The following is a 19,934-nucleotide window of genomic DNA, read 5'->3' as shown; positions in this document are numbered from 1 at the left end:
TGCATTGGGGTTGTTGCTGATATGGCACGCAAGATCACAGCTTAGATTGTGACATCATTATGAACAATTTGCGGCTGTAGTTTTCGGTATTTCAACCATCGATCCGACCAGCGGATTCGATGGGGCGAACGATGCGATTCCAATACAGTGTTTCGAGTGCGGCCATCATTCTCGCGGCATCGGGTATAGCCTCGGCGCAGGCACAGACCGCGACTATCACGCCGTCCAATGCCAATGTGCTGAACCTGCTCGCACCGTTACTGTCCCTGAACGCGAGTGAGATTGGCCAGGCGACGCTGCAAGGCAACCTCTCGCAAGCCATCGCCATCAACAACCAATCGACGCCGGACCAGCGCGCCCTCGCCATCAGCGGCAAGGCCCTGCCGGGCGGCACCCCCTTCCTCGGCTCGATCACCCTGGTCGACGGATCGGTGGTGAAGCTCGGACCGGCCGACAATCTGGCCGGCGGCCTCCCGCTCCAGGCCATCCAGAGCAATCCGGGAATGCCGGGCACGATCAACCCGATCCAGCCGGTGGGTGGTTACGGCCCGGTGCTGGGTCCGCTCTATCAGCAGGGCATCCGCGCCAGCACGGACACGACGGGACCGCTGGCCCGGACTTTTGATTTCCTGAACCGGGCCTACAAGTTCACCAGCTCCGATCTGGGCGTCGCGAAGAACTACTTCGCCAACGGTGCGGCCAACAATCCGAGCGTGATGCCGGCCGGCTATGTCCCGGTTCCCGCCGTCGCGCCTGCCGGATACACGCTGCCCCGCTTCAACGGGCTGCCCAACACGACGACGAGCGTCCTCGATATCGCCGCCGGCGTGACCAACACGCAAGCCGGACAGGACGTCTACGGGAGTTCGCGCCCGGTCCAGGTCCGTCCGAACGGCATCGACCCGTTCGATCCGACCTCGATCAATGGCCTGACCACCAACCCTTCGTTCCCCAGCGGCCACACCAATTACGGGATTACCGATTCGATTCTGCTCGGCATGCTGACGCCGTCGCTCTACCAGAGCATGCTCATGCGCGGCTCGGAATTCGGCGACAGCCGCATCGTGCTCGGCGTCCATTATCCGCTCGACATCATCGGAAGTCGCGCCTTCTCGGCTTATAATCTCGCGCAGGCCTTCACCAACCCGGCCTATATCGACAATGCCGCCACCACCGGCACGGCCATCAACCTGACCTCGCTCTTCACCCAGGCCCAGGGCGAACTCCAGAGCTACCTGTCGGCCGGCTGCGGCGCCGCCGTCGCGACCTGCGCCACGAGCGCGGCCAACACGGGGGGCAACCCCTATCTCCCGTCCGCCGCCAATCAGGCCTTGTACCAGTCGCGCCTGACCTATGGTTTGCCGGTCCTCACCTTCGCCGAGGCGCCGCGCGAAGCCGCACCTGCCGGCGGGCCGGATGCCGCCATTCTGCTTGCGCCTCTGTATGGCGGTAGCAGCAGCGCGGCCGCGCAGATCGCGCCGAAAGGCGGCCTCTATGGCGCGCTCCAGGACAGCACGATCAATCAGATCATCGTCAACACCGAGACGAACGCGCTCAGCGCCTTCTACGGCATGCCGCTGAGCTACTGGGCGCGCATCGACCTCTACAGCGCCGCCGGCTACTTCCGGAACGTCGTCGGCACGCTGTCGATGGCCGCGAGCGACCGTGTCGCCACCGACGTCACCATCGGCCAGACCGGGGCCCTCTATGCCAACGGCACCATCGCGGGGACCGTCACGGTGGGCACGGGCGGTCTTCTCGGCGGCACCGGCACGATGGGCGGGCTCGTGGCCCAGTCCGGGGCCGTGGTGGCGCCGGGCAATTCCATCGGCACCCTGAACGTGGCCGGCAACGCCGCCTTCGCCGCCGGCACCACCCTCCGGGTTGAGGCCAACGCCGCCGGCCAGGCCGACCGCCTCGCCGTGACGGGGACCGCGACGCTGTCGGGCGGCACCGTCCAGGTGCTGGCGGCCGACGGCGCCTACGATCCGCGCACCCGCTACACCGTCCTGACCGCCGGCGGCGGCGTGCAGGGCCAGTTCTCCGGCGTCACCGCCAACTTCGCCTTCCTGACGCCCACCCTGGGCTATGGCGCGAACGCGGTCGACCTGACCCTGACCCGCAACGACGTCGCCTTCTCCACCATCGCCCAGACCCGCAACCAGGGCAGCGTCGCCGACGCTATCCAGGCGGCCGGGGCGGGCGCCGCCCTCTACGGCCGCACCGTCGGGCTGAGCACGCCCGAGGCCCGCGCCGCCTTCGGGGCGCTTACCGGCGACATCCACGCCAGCGCGGCCGGCGCCCAGTTCGAGACCGCCTTCTTCGTGCGCGAAGCGATCCTCGACCGCCTGCGCTGGGGCGCAGGCGAGGCCGCCGACTACGGCGCCCTTCCGGCGACCTACACCGCCGACCTGCCGGGCCGGGCCGCCCCGGTGGTGCCCGTGCCCATGCGGGTGCTCGATCCGCAGGTGTTCGGGCTCTGGGGTCAGGGCTTCGGCAGCTTCGGCCAGGCCCGCGGTGACGGCAACGCCGCGTCCCTGGCGCGCCAGACCTCCGGCTTCGTGCTCGGCGCCGATCTGCGCCTCGAAGCCGGCTTCCGCCTCGGGTTCACGGGCGGCTACACGCTGACCAGCCTCGACAGCGCCGGACGGCTCGCGTCCGGCACGATCGAGAGCGGCTTCGGCGGCATCTATGGCGGCTTCGCGCGGGGGGCCTTCGCTCTGCGCCTCGGCGCGGTCTATGCCGACCAGGCGAGCCGCCTGCGCCGGGCGGTGACCTTCGCGGGCGTCTCCGACAGCGACACGGCCCGCATCGGCGGCTCCACCCTGCAGGGCTTCGGCGAAATCGGATACCGGATCGTGCTGGGTGCGGCGCCGGCGCTCGCGCTCCAGGCGTCCGCCCTGCAGCCGACCTACCTCGAGCCCTTCGTGGGCGGGGCCTACGTGTCGATCGGGCGCGACCGCTTCGCCGAGACCGGGGGGCTCGCCGCCCTGACGGGCGCGGCGCAGACCACCGAGGTGGCGACCTCCACGGTGGGCGTGCGCGGCCAGACCAGCCTGGACCTGGGCCTGGGCTCCGGGGCGCCGGTGTCCCTGCACGGTCTGATGGGCTATCGCCGGGCCTATGGCGACGTGGTGCCAAAGGCGCTCCTCGGCTTCGGCACCGGTCCGAGCTTCCTCGTGGCCGGCACGCCGATCGGCCGGGACGCGCTGGTGGCCGAGGCCGGCCTCGACGTGCGGGTGGACCGCGCCACCACCCTGGGCGTGGCCTATACCGGCCAGGTCGGCGAACGCGGCCAGGACCACGCGGTGAAGGGCAGCTTCACCTACCGGTTCTGAGACGCGACCGGCCGGGTCGGAGACGCGAAGACGCCGCCCGCCCCGTCGGCCGGGCGGCGTCTCCTTCGGCGAAGAACCTCAGCGGCCGCGCAGCACCAGCCGGTCCCCGCGGACCTCGAAGGAAGCGAGGCGGTCGAGGAAGCTCATGCCGAGGAGGTTTTCGCGCAGGGCGCCCGGCCGGCTCACCAGGGCCGGGACCCGCCGCGCGACGATACCCCCGACCCGGAGGCTGTCGAGGAAGGCCGGGGCCGCCACGGTGACGCCGTTGGCGGTGGAGACCCGGACGCTGAATTCGGACTCCGCCGGGCGGATGCCGAGGGCGGCCGCGCTCTCGGCGGTGAGCACCACGGAGCTGGCGCCGGTGTCGAACTGGAAGCCTTGGGGCTGGCCGTTCACCTCGGCCCGGACGTGGAAGTTGCCGTCGCTGCGCCGGGTGATCGTCACCGTGCCGTCCGACCCCGTTACCGCGCTGCCGGGGCGCAAGGCCCCGAGCATCCGGTCGCCGATGATCCGGGCGTCGTCGCGGTAGGCGTAGCCGGCCACCAGGGCGGCCCCAAGGGCGCCCCAGAGCAGCAGGGCCGTCAGGTTCGCGCTCATGCGGCCCCGGAACTGGTGCCAGAATCCCGCCGCCACCACGGCGAGGAGGCCGGCGCTCATGGCGAGCTGGGCAAACTGGTCCGGCTCCATCCCGGCGATGCGCTGGGTGTCATCGGACAGGAGCAGCACCGCCAGGGCGCCGCCCAGGATGAGCAGTCCGACCAGGATCATGACGCCGCCGGGGCCGGGGCCCGGGTCGGGAAGGCGTTCCGCAGGCGTGCGTCCAGCGTGGCCATCACCGCCCGGCGCTGGGGCTCCGACATCGAGCCCCAGAGGGCGATCTCGTCGCGGGTCCGGCCGCAGCCCTCGCACAGGCCGGTGGCCGCATCGAGGAGGCAGAGCTTCGTGCAGGGGCTGGAGGGTTTGGGGCGGAGCTGGGTCATCGCCCCTGTCCATGCCAGGGCCATGGCGTCCGGATCAAGTCCGGCCGCGGATCAGGCGGGGACCGCCGCCAGGAGACCGATGAGGGCGGCGATCTCGGCCGCCTGCTGGGCGGCACCGACCACGTCGCCGCTCTGCCCGCCGATCATCCGTCGCGCCAGGGCGGTGACCGCGAGGGACGCGCCGAGGCCGAGGCCGAGCATCAGGACGAGGCCGGGCACCGGAAGGCCGAGGACCAGGGCCACCAGGGCGACGAGGAGGGTGAGGGCCCCGGCGGTGGCCAGGGTCCGCCGGCTCGGACGTCCCACGGCGGCGCCGGCGCCGTCCGCACGGGCGGGCGGCAGCAGGGCGAGGGGCGCCAGGGCGGCGCTGCGCGAGAGCGCGGCGGCCAGCAGCAGGGCCGGCGCCGCCAGGAGCTCGACCCGGTCGAGGAGCGTCGCCAGGGCGCCGATCCGCAGGGCCAGGGACAGCATCAGGGCGACGCCGCCATAGGCGCCGATGCGGCTGTCGCGCATGATCTCCAGGCGCCGGGCGGGCGTGGTCCCGCCGCCGAATCCGTCGGCGACGTCGGCGAGGCCGTCCTCGTGCAGGGCCCCCGTCACCAGGACGCCCGCCGTCACCGCGAGGGCGGCGGCGAGGAAGGGCCCGAGGCCGAGGCCCCAGGCGGCGAGCAGCACCCCGGCTCCGGGCAGGCCGAGGAGGAAGCCCGCCAGGGGCAGCATCCGGGGGAGGGTGCGGAAGTCCGGGACCGCGTGCGGGTCGCCCTCGCCGGGCAGCGCCGGCACGGGCAGGCGGGAGTAGAAGCGCAGGCAGCCCGCCAGGTCGTAGGCCAGGCGGGCCCCCGGAAAGGCGGGTTCGGCCTCCTCGTTCATCGCGACCCTGCCTCGCCTTCACCACCCGTGCCCGGAGCGTTATAGCTCCCGCGACGGGCGGCCCGCCATCCTGGCACCGGGGCCGGCCACCGGAATCGCTCCATGACCTCCGAGACGACCGCCCCCGAGAGCCCCTTCGGCGACATCCGCCGCCTCGTCGAATCCCTGCCGGGGCCGGACCGGGACGCGGTGGCGATGGTGGCCGAGCGCGACGCCACCCTGACCAAGCCCGCCGGCTCCCTGGGGCGCCTGGAACATCTCGTCTCCTGGCTCGCCGCTTGGCAGGGCAAGGGCCAGCCGAGCCTCGACCGTCCCCTCGTCTGCGTCTTCGCCGGCAGCCACGGCGTCACCGCCCGGGGCGTCTCGGCCTTCCCGGATGCGGTGAACCGCCAGATGCTCGACAACTTCGCGGCCGGCGGCGGGGCGATCAACCAGATCTGCGCCGCCTACGGCCTGGGCTTCAAGGTGTTCGACCTCGCCATCGACATGCCCACGGGCGACATCACGGTCGGGCCGGCCTTCGACGAGAAGGCCTGCGTCGCCACCATGGCTTTCGGGATGGAGGCGGTGGCCGCCGGGACCGACTGCCTGGCGCTGGGCGAGATGGGCATCGGCAACACCACCGTGGCGGCGGCGATTTACGCGGCCCTCTACGGGGGAGAGGCCGCCCATTGGGTCGGGCGCGGAACCGGCGTCGACGCGGCGGGGCTCGCCCGCAAGGTCGCGGCCGTGGAGGCGGCCCTCGCCCAGCATGCCGGCCACCTCGACGATCCCCTGGAGATCCTGGCGCGCCTCGGCGGCCGCGAGATTGCCGCCATGGCGGGGGCGATCCTGGCGGCCCGCCTGCAGCGGGTGCCGGTGGTGCTCGACGGCTATGTGGCGACCGCCGCCGCCGCGCTCCTGCACCGGCTCGACCCGACGCTCCTCGACCATTGCCTCGCCGGGCACGTCTCGGCGGAGGGGGCCCATGCTGACGTGCTGGAGCGCCTGGGCCTCGTGCCGCTGCTGGCCCTCGGGATGCGCCTCGGCGAGGCCTCCGGCGCGGCCCTGGCCCTGGGCCTCCTCAAAGGCGCGCTCGCCTGCCACCGGGACATGGCGACCTTCGCCCAGGCCGGGGTCTCGGAGCGCAGCGCGGGCTGACGCCCTCAGGCGGCCCGGGCACGCTTCTCGGCGGGGGCGGCCTGGGATTCCCCCGGTACTTCCAGCGCCGGCAGGGTCTCCATCACGCGGCTCGCGGGGAAGATCACCACGACCTCGGTGCCCTCGCGGGGCTTCGACTTCAGCTGGAAATTGCCGCCGTGCAGGTCGACGAGGCCCTTCACGATGGGCAGGCCGAGACCCGAGCCCTGCTCGGCCGTCTTGATCGCCAGCGACCCGCGTCCAAAGGACGACATCACGGTGCCGATCTCGTCCTCGGGGATGCCGGGGCCGCTGTCCTTGACGCTGACGTACTGGCCCCCGGACGAGGTCCAGCCGACCTTGATGGTGATCTCGCCCCCCGGCGGCGTGAACTTCACCGCGTTCGAGAGGAGGTTCAGCACGATCTGGCGCAGGGCCCGCTCGTCGGCCCAGAGCCGGGGCAGGCTGCCGTCGATGAACTCGTGGACGACCTGGTTCTTGCCGCGGGCGCGCAGGCTCATCATGTGGCGACACTCCTCCACGGCGTGCCCGAGCTGAACCGCCTCCTCGTTGAGCTCGTAGCGCCCGGCCTCGATGCGCGAGAGGTCGAGGATCTCGTTGATCAGGTTGAGAAGGTGCATTCCGCTGTCGTGGATGTCGGAGGCGTATTCCTTGTACGAGGGCGCGACGTGGACGCCGAACACCTCGTTCTTCATCACCTCGGAGAAGCCCAGGATGGCGTTGAGCGGCGTGCGCAGCTCGTGGCTCATGGTGGCCAGGAAGCGGGACTTGGCGAGGTTGGCCTCCTCGGCGCGGCGGCGGGCCTCGTCGGAATTGGCCTTGGCCTGCTCGAGCTCGCCGAAGATAGAATCCTTCTCCGCCTGGGATTGCAATGCCTCCACCGTGGAGGCGTAGACGCGGCGCCCGAGGCCGAGGAAGAACAGCTGCGCGCCGACCACCATGGTGACCAGCATCATCGTGTTCATGTCCTGGGACACCGCCAGGAGCGAGAGGGCGGCGATGCACAGGGGCACCAGGGCGGCCCCGGCGGCGGCCGGCAGGGTCGCGGCCAGCATCGTCGCCATGGCGGCCACGATGACGAGGCCGAACAGCACGAAGGTCCGCGCCCCGGAGGCGCCGACCAGCACCATCATCGCCCAGGCCGTGCTCTGGAGGAACTCCGCGGCCATGAAGGTGCGGCGCCAGCTCCGCACCGAGACCAGGTCCGGGTCCTGGGCCAGGAAGCGGCGCGTGAGCAGCTTGGAGACCGTCACCGTCGCCAGGAGGCACAGCCCCCAGCCCGCCGCGAGGGCCGGCGGGGTCCAGACCGCCGCGATCCCCGCCACCGCGAGGCCGAGCAGCGCCAGGGGGATGACCGCGCCCGATCGGTACTGCGCGTAGACCCGGATCAGCTCGTAGTCGAAGGCACGTTCCAGCCCGCTCGTCGAGGTGAGCTTCTCCCGCGCCGATCGCATGTCGCGCGCGACCTCGCGTCGACGGGCCGCCTCCTGGGCGGAGGGGCCGCGGCCGCGCTGAATCATCTCGGCAGTCAGGTCGGTCATCACCGTCGCGAGGAGTCGGAGGGGGCGTCGCGGTCGAGATCGGGACCGCGGAGAGGCCGGGATACAACCGCTCGGAACCTGCGCCGGATATGTTAAGAAGCGCCTGCCGGAACCGGGCGGATTGTCGGAATCCGCACCGCGGCGGCGGCCTGTGAACAGGATTCCGGCAAGGATTTCAGGGGCGCGCGGCCACGGCGCGGCGATGGAATGCGGTCTGGCGGGGTGTGCTGCCGCACATGGTTACGATCAAGCAACGCTTAGCCTCATTCCAAACTGCGATCGGGAGGCCGAGATGCTGAAACTCACCGTCAACGGGGTCTCCCACGAGGTCGATGCCGACCCGGAGATGCCGCTCCTCTGGGCGCTGCGCGACCACCTCAACCAGACCGGCACCAAGTACGGCTGCGGCATCGCCCAGTGCGGCGCCTGCACGGTCCATCTCGACGGCCAGCCCGTCCGCGCCTGCCAGACCCGCATCGGCGATGTGGGGGCGGCCCAGATCACCACCATCGAGGGCGTCTCCGGCAAGGTCGCCGAAGCGGTGCGCACCGCCTGGCGCGGCCTCGACGTGGTCCAGTGCGGCTACTGCCAGTCCGGCCAGATCATGTCGGCGATCGGCCTCCTGTCCGGGAACCCGAAGCCCACCGATGCCGACATCGACGGGGCCATGGATGGCAACGTCTGCCGCTGCGGCACCTACCAGCGCATCCGCGCGGCGATCCACGAGGCGGCGCGAACCCTCGCCTGAGCCTCAGGCCCGCCGCGACCCCGAATTCCCGATCTTTCCGACTCTCGCGTCTGAACTGGAGCCCCCCATGCTGAAGGTCCGTCAGGCCGCCCCGCCCGTGCCGTCCCGCCGCGCCTTCCTGGGCGGAGGCGCCGTGGCCGCCGGGGCCCTCGTCATCGGCTTCACCCTCGACCCGGCGAAGTTCGCCCAGGCCGCCCCCGGCCCCGACCTCTCGGCCCTGCCGCCGATGCCGAACGCCTTCGTGCGGATCGCCGCCGATGACACCGTGACGGTGGTGATCAAGCACCTCGACATGGGCCAGGGCAACACCACCGGCCTCGCCACCATCCTGGCCGACGAGCTCGATGCGGACTGGGCCACCATCCGCACCACCTTCGCGCCGGCCGACGCCACGCTCTACAACAACTTCGCCTTCGGCCCCGTCCAGGGCACCGGCGGCTCCACCGCCATCGCCAATTCCTGGGTCCAGCTGCGCAAGGCGGGGGCGGCCGCCCGCGCCATGCTGGTGGCGGCGGCCGCCGAGCGCTGGACGGTCCCGGCCTCCGAGATCACGGTCGAATCCGGCACGGTGCGCCACGCGGCCTCGAACCGGCAGGCCCGGTTCGGCGAACTCGCGGAAGCCGCCGCGGCTCAGCCGGTGCCGAAGGAACCGCGCCTCAAGGAGGCGAGCCAGTTCACCCTCATCGGCAAGAAGGTGCCGCGGACCGATTCGGTGGCCAAGACCGACGGCACGGCGATCTACTCCCTCGACATCCGCCGCCCCGGGCAGCTGACCGCGGTGGTGGCCCATGCGCCCCGCTTCGGCGGCACCGTGAAGACCGTCGACGACAAGGCCGCCCGCGCGGTGGCGGGCGTGGTCGACGTGCTCACGATCCCCACCGGCGTCGCGGTGCTGGCGCGTGACACTTGGTCGGCCATGAAGGGCCGCGAGGCGCTCAAGATCACCTGGGACGACAGCGCGGCCGAGACCCGCTCGTCCGACGCGATCCTGGCTGATCACCGCAAGCGCCTGGAGACGCCCGGCCTCGTCGCCTCGAAGAAGGGCGACGCCGCTGGCGCGATCGCCGGCTCGGCCAAGGTGCTGGAGGCCGAGTTCACCTTCCCCTACCTCGCCCACGCGGCGATGGAGCCCCTGAACGCCACCATCGAGAAGGCCTCGGACGGCACCTACGACGTCTTCGCCGGCTGCCAGCTCCAGACGATCGAGCAGGCCGTGGTGGCGGCCACGCTCGGGGTGACCACCGACAAGGTCCGGCTGCACACGCAATGGGCCGGCGGCTCCTTCGGCCGGCGCGCGACCCCGGGCGCCGACTACTTCGCCGAGACCGCCTCCATCGTCCGCGCCACCGGCGGCAAGGCTCCCGTCCACCTCGTCTGGACCCGCGAGGACGACATGGCCGGCGGCTTCTACCGGCCGATGGTGGTCCACCGCCTCCGCGCCGGCCTCGACGCCAAGGGCGGGATCACGGGCTGGGAGCACCGGACCATCGGCAAGTCGATCATGATCGGCACCGCCTTCGAGACCATGATCGTGAAGGACGGCGTCGACGCGACCACGGTGGAGGGCGCCTCGGACACCCCCTACGCGCTGCCCGCCTACCGCTTCGAGGTCCACAACGCCCGCGAGGGCGTGCCGGTGCTGTGGTGGCGCTCCGTGGGCCACACCCACACCGCCCAGGCGATGGAGGTGTTCATCGACGAGCTCGCCCACGCGGCCGGCGCCGATCCCGTCGCCTACCGCCTCGGGCTGCTGGGGGGCGCGCCGCGCCTCTCCGCCACCCTGAAGCTCGCCGCCGAGAAGGCCGGCTGGGATCCGAAGAAGGGCGCCGACAAGAATCGCGGCCTCGGGGTCGCGGCGCACGAATCCTTCGGCTCCTACGTGGCCATGGTGGCGGACGTGACGGCCGAGGACGCCAAGGTGAAGGTGAACCGCATCGTGGCGTCGGTGGATGTCGGCATCGCGGTCAACCCGGACGTGATCCGCGCCCAGGTCGAGGGCGCCGTGGGCTTCGCCCTGTCCTCGGTCCTGCGCAACAAGATCACGCTCAAGGACGGCGTGGTGCAGGAGAAGAACTTCGACGCCTACGAGCCGACCCGGATGAGCGAGATGCCGGTGGTCGAGGTCCACATCGTGCCCTCCACCGCGGCGCCCACCGGCATCGGCGAGCCCGGCGTGCCCGTCATCGCCCCGGCGATCTCGAATGCGATCTTCGCCGCCACCGGCCAGCGCCTGCGTTCGCTGCCCCTCGACCTCAGCGGCCTGAAGGGGGCCTGAGCCGGCGCGACGACACGGGCTCTCGCCCGCGGCTCCGGCGCCGCCTATCTCGGAGGGCATCATGCTCTCCGAGATCAAGCCCACCGAGACGCCCTTCGACGCCACCGTGGCGCGCCTGCGCGCCTGCCGGATCTGCCGGGATGCGCCGCACTACGGCGCGCCCCTGCCGCAGGAGCCGCGCCCCATCGTCCAGGGCCTGGCCTCGGCCCGGCTCTGCGTCGCGAGCCAGGCACCCGGCAACCGGGCCGACAAGAGCGGCATCCCCTTCATGGATCCCTCGGGCACCCGCCTGCGGGACTGGCTCGGCCTCGACGAAGCGGCCTTCTACGACGCGCGCCGCCTTGCCATCGTACCCATGGGGGCCTGCTTTCCCGGCTACGACGCGAAGGGGGGCGACAAACCCCCGCGCCGGGAATGCGCCGAGCGCTGGCGGGACGAGCTGTTCGCCGGCCTGCCGAACCTCGAACTCATCCTGGTGATCGGGCAATACGCGCAGGCTTGGCATCTCGGCCGCTCCAAGGCCGGGCTCACCGACACGGTCCGGCGCTGGCGCGAGATCCTGGCGAGCCCCGGCACGCCGCGGGTTCTGCCGCTGCCCCATCCCTCCTGGCGCAACAGCGGCTGGCTCAAGGCCAATCCCTGGTACGAGGCCGAGCTGCTGCCGGTCCTCAAGGCGGAGGTGGCGCGGGCGATGGCGCCCCGTTGACGGCGTTCCCCCCGGGGGGATCGCCCGTTGACAGGAACGGCCCTGCGCGGGATCGCTCGCGGCGAAACTGGAGAGCTCCATGACCGCATTGCTGGACCCGCGCGACCGCCTGATCGTCGCCCTCGACGTGGTCACCGTGGACGAGGCCGAACGTCTGGTCGACCGGATCGGCGATGCGGCGACCTTCTACAAGATCGGCTACCGGCTGGCCTATGCGGGCGGGCTCGCTCTGGTGCCGCGCCTCGCCGCCGCCGGCCACAAGGTCTTCCTCGACCTCAAGCTCCATGACATCGGCAACACCGTGGAGGAGGGGGTCCGGGCCCTCACCGACCTCGGCGCCACCTTCCTCACCGTCCACGCCTATCCGCAGACCATGCGGGCGGCGATCCGGGGCCGGGGTGCGAACGGCCCCCGGATCCTCGCCGTCACGGTGCTGACCTCCTACGACGACGCCGATGCGGTGGAGGCGGGCTATGCCCTGCCGGTGGCGGACCTCGTGGCCCGGCGCGCCGGCCAGGCGGCGGAGGCCGGGATCGACGGCATCGTCTGCAGCGCCGCCGAGGCCCCGGCGGTGCGCGCCCGGATCGGGGCGGACCGCGCCATCGTCACCCCCGGCATCCGGCCGGCGGGCGCCGAGGCGGGCGACCAGAAGCGCGTCATGACGCCCGGCGAGGCGCGCCGGATCGGGATCGATCACGTCGTGGTGGGGCGTCCCATCACCCAGGCGGCGGACCCCCGCGCGGTGGCGCAGGGCATCGTCGCGGAGATGCGATAGGGGTTCAGCTCCTGGCGCGCAGGCTTCCCAGCAGGAATACGATCATCGCGTCGAGGGGCGGGGCACCCGCGTCCGGGTAATGGCTGACCAGGGCGGGATGGCAGTAGCGGATGACGGCGGTATGGATGCAGGCCGCCGCGGTCGACGGATCGGCGACGTCGAACTCGCCGGCCGCCACCCCCGCCTGGACGAGTTCGCGCAGGACCGAGCCGATCTGGTCCACATGGGCGCGGCAGACGTCCCAACTCTCGGTGATGGCCGCTTCCACCATCTCGTGGAGGCGCGGGTTCGCTTCGCAACGCTCGACGCAGGCCTGGTGCATGACCGTGACGACCCCGGCGATCCGCGCGGCGGCGGTCCGGTCCGGCGCGGCGGCGGCCTGGGCCACCCGCTGCTCCGTGTCGTCCATCAGGCGCTTGATGACGGCCTCGTGGATCGCCTTCTTCGACTCGAAGAAGCGGTACACGTTGGCCGGGCTCATCCGCAGCGTCTTGGCGATGTCGGCGACGGTGGTCTTCTGGTAGCCGACGAGCCGGAACGCCTCTTCCGCCGTCGCGAGAATGCGGCAGCGCGTGGTGGGGGCCGCTTCGTCGGGGATGTCGCGGACGAGGGCCGCTGTACGGGTCATGGCGTTTAACTAGGCTGTTGCCACGCTGGCGTCAAAAATACGCCGCGCCCTACCGTCCCTCGCCGATGGCCTGCCGACGCACGACGCGGCCCGGCACCGCGCGACGCCGGACAGTTTCGGGTTGGAACTGGATCGGAACGGATCAGGATCCGAACTGCGAGCCCAGCTGTTCCAGGTACTCGGCCAGATCGACGCCGCCGATCCGCTTGCCGTAGTCGAAGCGCATGCCCTGGCGGATGTCGACGCTGCTGCTCTTGGTCGTCAACGTGAAGGGCTTCACGCAGACCCAGGCGCCGTCGCGCCGATGTTCGAAGAAATTCAAGATCTCATGCTTGGCCATGAGGGCCTCCCCGGCTGTCTCACCAGACAACGGGCCGGCACGGGAACGGTTGCGCTCCCGGTTAACGAAGTTCGAGCTTGACCGTTAGCTTTGGGCGTCCCCGCGCCGCACTGTTCGATGGTGCGCCGCAACTATCCTGGTCTTGCGGAGATTGCCGCCGGGTCCGTGGCCGCGGGGGGGATGGCCTCCCGGCGTCACGGAGCCCGGGCGCTCCGGGATCAGGCGGCGCTCTTCAGCGCGCCCGTGCTGTCGTGGAAATCCGGGCCGTTGGTCGTCCGGGTCACGTAGCCGTCGCGGATCAGGTAATCGCCGAACCGTTCGCCGGCCTGCTTGTTCCGGGCATAGGCGGCGAAGAGCGGGTCGAGGAGGGTCTTGATCTCGGAGGCGGTGACATCCTCGGCGAAGAGCTTGCCGAGGCGCGAGCCGTCGAAGGCCGCCCCGAGATAGAGGTGGTAGCGCTCGGGCCCGCGGCCGACGAGGCCGATCTCGGCGATGAACGGCCGGGCGCAGCCGTTGGGGCAGCCGGTCATCCGGATGGTGATCTCGTCGTCCTGCAGGCCGTGGGAGGCGAGGCTCGCCTCCAGCTCGCCCATCAGGCTCGGCAGGTAGCGCTCGCTCTCGGCCAGGGCCAGGCCGCAGGTCGGCAGGGCGACGCAGGCCATGGAGTTGCGGCGCAGGGCGCTGGCGCCCTTCAGCATGCCGTACTGGTCCACCAGGGCCTCGATCTCCGCCCGCTTCTCGGACGGCACGTTGGCGATGATGACGTTCTGGTTGCCGGTGAGGCGGAAGTCGCCTTCGTGGATCTCGGCGATCCGGCGCAGGCCGGTGAGCAGCTGCGGGCCGTTCTCGTAGTCCTTGATCCGGCCCGAGGCGACGTAGAGCGTGAGGTGGTGGCGCCCGTCGTCACCCTCGGTCCAGCCGTAGCGGTCGCCGTTGGCCGTGAAGGCGAAGGGCTTCGGGTCGGCGAGCGGCTTGCCGACGCGCGTCTCCACCTCGGCCCGGAACGCGGCGAGCCCGTAGCGCTCGATGGTGTACTTCAGGCGGGCGTTCTTGCGGACCTTGCGGTTGCCCCAGTCGCGCTGCACCGTCATCACGGCTTCCGCCACCTTCAGGGCATCCTCCGGCGCCACGAAGCACATCACGTCGGCGGTGCGCGGAAAGGTGTCGGTCTCGCCGTGGGTCATGCCCATGCCGCCGCCCACCGTGACGTTCCAGCCCGTCACCCCGCCCTTCTCGTCGAGGATGGCGATGAAGCCGAGATCGTGGGCGAAGATGTCGACCTCGTTGGAGGGCGGCACGGCGACCACGGTCTTGAACTTCCGGGGCAGGTAGGTCTTGCCGTAGATCGGCTCGATCTCCGCCGCGTCCTCGCCGCCGACCACGCGCTCGCCGTCGAGCCAGATCTCGCGCCAGGCGCTGGTCTTGGGCAGGAGCGAGTCCGAGATGTCCTTGGCGAGCTGGTAGGCGGCCTTGTGAGCGCCGGTCTGGGCCGGGTTGGTCGCCGCCATCACGTTGCGGTTGACGTCGCCGCAGGCGGCGATGGTGTCGAGGAGCGTCGCGTCGATGGCCGCCATCGTGCGCTTCAGGTTCGACTTGATGACGCCGTGGTACTGGAAGGTCTGGCGCGTGGTCGCCCGGAGCGCCCCGCCCGCATAGGTCGTGGCGATCTCGTCCAGCGCCAGCCACTGCTTCGGGGTGACGACGCCGCCGGCGATGCGCAGGCGGATCATGAAGCTGTAGGCCTTCTCGAGCTTCTTCTTGGTGCGCTCGGCCCGGATGTCGCGGTCGTCCTGCAGGTACATCCCGTGGAACTTCACGAGCTGACCGTCATCCTCGGAGATGGCGCCGGTGGCGTGCTTGAGGAGGCCGTCCGTCAGGGTGCCGCGCAGGTAGCCGCTGGCGATCTTGATGTGTTCGTTGGCGGCCAGGCCCGCGGCGCGCGCCGCTTCCGCTTCCGAGATCGGGCGGTCGGTGGGCGGGGTCTCGTAGGTGCGGGTGGTGGTCTTGTCGGCCATGGCGGGCATCCGGTTCGGGAACTCTCCTCCCCCCTGTGGGGAGGAGTTGGAGGTGGGGGTGGTGCAGGAGGCACCGCGAGCGCTCGATCCTGCACCACCCCCACCTTGGTCCCTCCCCACAAGGGGGAGGGAGGGGTCTCAGTAGACGTCCTGCTGGTAGCGGTGGGCGCGCTCCAGGGCGGCGACGGCGGCCTCGGCCTCGGCGGGGCTGAGGGCCTTCACGTCCTGGAAGGCCTTCACCACGGCGTTGCGCACGTCCTTGGCCATCCGGGTGGCATCGCCGCAGACGTAGAAGCTGGCGCCGCCGTCGAGCCAGGCGACGACCTCCTTGGCGTGCTGGGCGATCCGGTCCTGCACGTAGACCTTCTCGGGCTGGTCGCGCGAGAAGGCCACGTCGATCTGCGACAGCGACCCGTCCTCCAGGGCCTCCTGCCACTCGAGCTGGTACAGGAAGTCGTGGGTGAAGTGCCGGTCGCCGAAGAACAGCCACGAGCGGCCGGGCGCTTCGACGGCGCGGCGCTCCTGCACGAAGGCGCGGAACGGCGCGACACCGGTGCCGGGGCCGACCATGATGATGTCGGTGGCCGGGTCCTGCGGCAGGCGGAAGTGCCGGTTGGGCTTCAGCTTCACCCGCAGCTTGGCGCCGTTGCGGATCCGGTCGGCCACGTGGGTCGAGGCGACGCCGCTGCGCGCCCGGCCGTGGGTCTCGTAGCGCACCGCCGCGATCACGAGGTGGACCTCGTCGCCCACCTCCTTGCGCGAGGACGCGATGGAATAGGCCCGCGGCGGCAGGGGCCGGGTGATGGTGGTGAGGTGCTCGGCCGTGACGGTGGCCGGGAAGCTCTGGATGAGGTCGATGAGGTGGCGCCCCTCGATCCAGGCCTTGGCCTCGCCGCTGTCGATGAGTTTCTGCGCCTCGGCATGGCCCGTCGCCTTGACGAAGCGCTCGACGGTGGTGGCCGACAGGGTGGTGATGTCGCGCTCGGCCAGCAGGGCCTGGCGCAGGGCCGCGTCGCCGGACAGGCCGGTGGCCGCCAGGATCTCGTCCACCAGGGCCGGGTCGTTCTCCGGATAGATCTCCAGGGAATCGCCGGGCTCGTAGGCGGGGGCGCCGTCCTCGAATTCGAGGGCGAGGTGGATCGTCTCCTTGTCGGAGCGCGACGAGTTCAGGTTGACGTGGTCGATGACCTCCACGACCCGGGGCTCGCGGCTCGGCTCGGCCTCCTCTTCCTCGTCGCCGGCAGCGCGCGCGGCGAAGTCCACCGCCACGACGTTGTCGGCGCTCGGGGGCGGCGCCAGTGCCTTGAGGGTATCCTTGATCCAGGCGGCGGCCGGCGTCTCGAAATCGAGGTCGAGGTCGGCGCGGTCATGGGCCCGGGTGCCCCCCAGGGCCTCGAAGCGGGCATCGAGCGCCTTCCCGATGGCGCAGAACTCCGCGTAGGAGGTGTCGCCGAGGGACAGCACGCCGAAGGACACGCCGTCGAGGCGCGGCGCACCGTCGGCCATCAGTTCGTTGTAGGCGCGCACGGCCCGGGCCGGCGGCTCGCCTTCGCCCCAGGTCGCCGCGATGGCGACGATGCGCTTCTCCTTGGCGAGGCTGGCGATCTCGAGCTCGGCGAAGTCGAGGACCTTCGGCTTGAAGCCGTTCTTGCGGGCGAGCTTGGCCATGTCGCCGGCGAGCTTCTCGGAGTTGCCCGACTCGCTCGCGAACAGGATGGTCAGCGGCTCGGCGGCCTTGGGCGGCGCGGCCGGGACGGTGGCGGCCTGCGGCGCACCGCTGGCGTCGAGGCCGGCGAGGAAGCCCGCGAGCCAAGCCCGCTGAATCGGGGAGGCGGCGCCGAGGACGGCGTCGAGGCTCGCGCGTTCGGTGTCGCCGAAGGGAGCCGTGCGGGGAATGATCGCGTGTCGTGCCATGTGGGAAGCCATGTCGTCCTGAGAGGCCGGCTGTCAACGGGGTTGTCCGTTTTACAGAACGACGTCACGGTAGAAGGAGCTGCCTGCGTGTGCAGGGCGAAAGAGAATTTTATTCCCCGGCCACCACCGACAGCGTCGGCGTGAAGCGTCCGTTGGCGGGCGGGGCCGGAAGGGGCAGGGCGGTGGTGGACTTGACCTTTTCCATCGCGAACCGGGAGGTCACGTTCTTGAGGGGCAGAGTCGCGATGAGGTGCTTATAGAACGTATCGTAGGCGCGCATATCGGCGACGACGACGCGGAGCATGTAATCCACGTCGCCGGCCATGCGATAGAACTCGAGCACCTCCGGCATGGCCGAGACGGTCTCGGCGAAGCGTTCCAGCCATTCGCGCGAGTGATCCGCCGTCTCGATGGAGACGAAGACGGTGAGGCCCAGGCCGAGCTTCACCGGATCGAGCACGGCGACGCGCCGATCGATGACGCCGTCCGCCTCCAGCCGCTGGATGCGCTTCCAGCAGGGCGTCTGCGACAGGCCGACCTTCTCGCCGATGGTGGCGATGGACAGGGTGGCGTCCTGCTGCAGCAGCGCCAGGATCTTCAGGTCGATCGAATCCAAGCTGGCCTCGCGGGTTCGTGAGACGCGGCGACGTGCTGGTCGGCACATCGTGGCCGCATAATGAGAAGGAATTTCCTTCGTCGAGCAACAGAATGCCCCTGCGGCCCGTTTCGGCAATGGGGGCGCGGCACCGGGGAGTTGCCCGGTATCGATGGCCGCCATGCCTTGACAGCGTTCGTTATAGCGAACATTTCAGGTGCCAGACAAGTCACATCGCCACATTCGCCATCAAGCCACCTCCACCACGGTACATCGCGAAGTCTCTCATGAGCTCTCAACTGGAACACGCGGCGCGGGACCTCGCGTCCGCGATGGCGGGCCGCGACCTGAAGGCCCGGATCGCCTTGATCGAGGCGACGGTGCCGGGCCGGCTCGTGTTCACCACCAGCCTCGGCATCGAGGACCAGGCGCTCACGCACGCGGTCGCGATGCACAAGGGCCGGACCGAGATCGTCACCCTCGACACCGGGCGGCTCTACCCCGAGACCTACGACACCTGGACCGAGACCGAATCGGCCTATGGCATCCGCATCCGCGCCTATGCGCCCGAGCGCGAGGCCGAGGAGCGCTTCGTGGCCGAGTCCGGCATCAACGGGTTCCGCCACTCGGTCGCCGCCCGGCAGGCCTGTTGCGGCTTCCGCAAGGTCGAGCCCCTGGGCCGGGCCCTCGCAGGGGCCGCCGGCTGGCTCACGGGCCTGCGGGCCGGGCAGTCGGCCAACCGGGCCGACACGCCCCTGGCCGAGGCCGACGAGGGCCGCGGCCTCCTGAAGATCAACCCCCTGGCCGACTGGTCCCGCGCCGACGTCGAGCGCTTCGTCGCGGACAATTACGTGCCCTACAACGTGCTGCACGATCGCGGCTTTCCCTCCATCGGCTGCGCGCCCTGCACCCGGGCGATCCGCGTCGGCGAGGACGAGCGCGCCGGCCGCTGGTGGTGGGAACAGGCGTCCAAGAAGGAATGCGGCTTGCACGTCCACGCCCCCGAAGAGCAGCCACCCGACGAGCGATCGCCCGAACGGAATGTCGCGCCCGGCCAGGAAGCGGCCGCCTTCGAAACGACCCGAACCTCGAACGCCCTGGAGATGGCCCGATGAGCGCCGCCCCCCTCACCACCCACGCGGCCACCGCCCAAGGGGCGAGCCGGTCCGCCCGGCTCACCCACCTGCAGCGCCTGGAGGCCGAGAGCATCCACATCATGCGGGAGACGGTCGCCGAGACCGAGAACCCGGTGATGCTCTATTCCATCGGCAAGGATTCCTCGGTGCTGCTGCACCTGGCGCTGAAGGCCTTCGCGCCGGGGCGCCTGCCGTTCCCGCTGATGCACATCGACACCACCTGGAAGTTCAAGGAGATGATCGCCTTCCGCGACCAGCGCGCGAAGGAACTCGGCCTCGACCTCATCGTGCACACCAACCAGGACGGTCTCGCCCGCGGCATCGGTCCGGTGAGCCACGGCTCGGAGGTGCACACCGACGTGATGAAGACCCAGGCCCTGCGCCAGGCCCTGGACAAGCACAAGTTCGACGCGGCCTTCGGCGGCGCGCGGCGCGACGAGGAGGCCTCGCGCGCCAAGGAGCGCATCGTTTCCCTGCGCACGGCGCAGCACCGCTGGGACCCGAAGCGCCAGCGCGCCGAGCCCTGGCACCTCTACAACATGCGCAAGAAGCGCGGTGAGTCGCTGCGCGTGTTCCCGCTCTCGAATTGGACCGAGCTCGACGTCTGGCTCTACATCGAGCAGGAGCAGATCCCGATCGTGCCGCTCTACTTCGCCAAGCCCCGCCCGGTGGTGGAGCGCGAGGGCCAGCTCATCATGGTCGACGACGACCGGCTGCCGCTGAACCCCGGCGAGACGCCCCAGGAGGTGTCGGTCCGTTTCCGGACGCTGGGCGATTATCCCCTGACCGGTGCCGTCGAGAGCGGCGCCGCGACCCTGCCGGAGATCATCGGCGAGACCCTGGCCGCCCGCACCTCGGAGCGCCAGGGCCGGGTCATCGACAAGGACGGCGCGGGCGCCATGGAGCGGAAGAAGCAGGAGGGCTATTTCTAAG

At 70.9% G+C, this 19,934-nt stretch carries 17 protein-coding genes; 8 read left to right on the top strand and 9 right to left on the bottom strand.

From position 1 onward, the window contains the following. The first annotated feature begins 236 nt into the window (after positions 1 to 236). Positions 237 to 3,338: an autotransporter family protein gene (locus ASG63_RS03765; RefSeq protein WP_244479807.1), complete on the top strand. Its 3,102-nt coding sequence runs from the start codon at positions 237 to 239 to the stop codon at positions 3,336 to 3,338. Between the two features lie 78 nt (positions 3,339 to 3,416). Here ASG63_RS03765 and ASG63_RS03760 read toward each other — a convergent pair whose 3' ends face one another. Genes ASG63_RS03760 through cobS form a run of 3 tightly spaced genes read right to left on the bottom strand, consistent with a single transcriptional unit; the run spans position 3,417 to position 5,188 of the window. Further along, the gene (locus ASG63_RS03760; protein WP_056212218.1) at positions 3,417 to 4,106 is read right to left on the bottom strand and encodes a retropepsin-like aspartic protease family protein; all 690 of its coding nucleotides are present in this window, start codon (positions 4,104 to 4,106) and stop codon (positions 3,417 to 3,419) included. Next, positions 4,103 to 4,318: a DUF1289 domain-containing protein gene (locus tag ASG63_RS03755; protein ID WP_056212216.1), complete on the bottom strand. Its 216-nt coding sequence runs from the start codon at positions 4,316 to 4,318 to the stop codon at positions 4,103 to 4,105. The genes ASG63_RS03760 and ASG63_RS03755 overlap by 4 nt, the downstream gene beginning before the upstream one ends. Before the next feature lie 51 nt (positions 4,319 to 4,369). After that, the gene (cobS, locus tag ASG63_RS03750) at positions 4,370 to 5,188 is read right to left on the bottom strand and encodes an adenosylcobinamide-GDP ribazoletransferase (RefSeq protein ID WP_056212214.1); all 819 of its coding nucleotides are present in this window, start codon (positions 5,186 to 5,188) and stop codon (positions 4,370 to 4,372) included. A gap of 102 nt (positions 5,189 to 5,290) precedes the next feature. Between cobS and cobT the strand changes: the two genes are divergently transcribed. Continuing rightward, positions 5,291 to 6,328 carry a nicotinate-nucleotide--dimethylbenzimidazole phosphoribosyltransferase gene (cobT, locus tag ASG63_RS03745; RefSeq protein WP_056212212.1) on the top strand — a complete coding sequence of 346 codons (1,038 nt, stop codon included), beginning with the start codon at positions 5,291 to 5,293 and terminating at the stop codon, positions 6,326 to 6,328. 5 nt (positions 6,329 to 6,333) lie between these two features. Here cobT and ASG63_RS03740 read toward each other — a convergent pair whose 3' ends face one another. After that, positions 6,334 to 7,869 (bottom strand): sensor histidine kinase, encoded by a 1,536-nt coding sequence (locus ASG63_RS03740; RefSeq protein WP_056212210.1) that lies wholly within the window; start codon positions 7,867 to 7,869, stop codon positions 6,334 to 6,336. 292 nt (positions 7,870 to 8,161) lie between these two features. Between ASG63_RS03740 and ASG63_RS03735 the strand changes: the two genes are divergently transcribed. The 4 genes from ASG63_RS03735 to pyrF all read left to right on the top strand — a co-directional run bounded on the left by ASG63_RS03735 (position 8,162) and on the right by pyrF (position 12,373). Further along, positions 8,162 to 8,617, top strand: coding sequence for a (2Fe-2S)-binding protein (locus ASG63_RS03735; RefSeq protein WP_056212209.1), 456 nt, complete (start codon positions 8,162 to 8,164; stop codon positions 8,615 to 8,617). 67 nt (positions 8,618 to 8,684) lie between these two features. After that, entirely contained in the window at positions 8,685 to 10,892 is a 2,208-nt protein-coding gene (locus tag ASG63_RS03730) for a xanthine dehydrogenase family protein molybdopterin-binding subunit (protein WP_056212206.1), read from the top strand. A gap of 61 nt (positions 10,893 to 10,953) precedes the next feature. Further along, positions 10,954 to 11,598: a uracil-DNA glycosylase family protein gene (locus tag ASG63_RS03725; protein ID WP_056212205.1), complete on the top strand. Its 645-nt coding sequence runs from the start codon at positions 10,954 to 10,956 to the stop codon at positions 11,596 to 11,598. 79 nt (positions 11,599 to 11,677) lie between these two features. Next, entirely contained in the window at positions 11,678 to 12,373 is a 696-nt protein-coding gene (pyrF, locus tag ASG63_RS03720; protein WP_056212203.1) for an orotidine-5'-phosphate decarboxylase, read from the top strand. A 4-nt stretch (positions 12,374 to 12,377) separates the two neighbouring features. Here the strand turns inward: pyrF and ASG63_RS03715 are convergent, their stop codons facing one another. The 5 genes from ASG63_RS03715 to ASG63_RS03695 form a co-directional block, all read right to left on the bottom strand. Next, positions 12,378 to 13,001 carry a TetR family transcriptional regulator gene (locus ASG63_RS03715; protein ID WP_056212201.1) on the bottom strand — a complete coding sequence of 208 codons (624 nt, stop codon included), beginning with the start codon at positions 12,999 to 13,001 and terminating at the stop codon, positions 12,378 to 12,380. Between the two features lie 142 nt (positions 13,002 to 13,143). Further along, positions 13,144 to 13,341, bottom strand: a complete 198-nt coding sequence (locus ASG63_RS03710; RefSeq protein ID WP_055956893.1) for a hypothetical protein — start codon at positions 13,339 to 13,341, stop codon at positions 13,144 to 13,146. A gap of 218 nt (positions 13,342 to 13,559) precedes the next feature. Then, positions 13,560 to 15,365, bottom strand: coding sequence for an NADPH-dependent assimilatory sulfite reductase hemoprotein subunit (locus ASG63_RS03705; RefSeq protein WP_056212199.1), 1,806 nt, complete (start codon positions 15,363 to 15,365; stop codon positions 13,560 to 13,562). 129 nt (positions 15,366 to 15,494) lie between these two features. After that, entirely contained in the window at positions 15,495 to 17,270 is a 1,776-nt protein-coding gene (locus ASG63_RS03700; protein WP_056212197.1) for a diflavin oxidoreductase, read from the bottom strand. Between the two features lie 109 nt (positions 17,271 to 17,379). Then, positions 17,380 to 17,886, bottom strand: a complete 507-nt coding sequence (locus ASG63_RS03695; RefSeq protein WP_056212195.1) for an Lrp/AsnC family transcriptional regulator — start codon at positions 17,884 to 17,886, stop codon at positions 17,380 to 17,382. 266 nt (positions 17,887 to 18,152) lie between these two features. Here ASG63_RS03695 and ASG63_RS03690 point away from each other — a divergent pair, with 266 nt between their 5' ends. Both ASG63_RS03690 and cysD read left to right on the top strand, forming a co-directional pair. Continuing rightward, a complete protein-coding gene (locus ASG63_RS03690) occupies positions 18,153 to 18,980 on the top strand; it encodes a phosphoadenylyl-sulfate reductase (RefSeq protein ID WP_056212193.1) in 828 nt (275 codons plus the stop codon). After that, positions 18,977 to 19,933 (top strand): sulfate adenylyltransferase subunit CysD, encoded by a 957-nt coding sequence (gene cysD, locus ASG63_RS03685; RefSeq protein ID WP_056212190.1) that lies wholly within the window; start codon positions 18,977 to 18,979, stop codon positions 19,931 to 19,933. Before ASG63_RS03690 ends, cysD begins: the two co-directional genes overlap by 4 nt. The last annotated feature ends 1 nt before the right edge of the window (position 19,934 follow it).

It is taken from the genome of Methylobacterium sp. Leaf94, assembly GCF_001426045.1.
GTDB lineage: Bacteria > Pseudomonadota > Alphaproteobacteria > Rhizobiales > Beijerinckiaceae > Methylobacterium.
The sequence above is the reverse complement of the archived record's forward strand: the minus strand, read 5'-3'. Positions and strand labels throughout refer to the sequence as shown.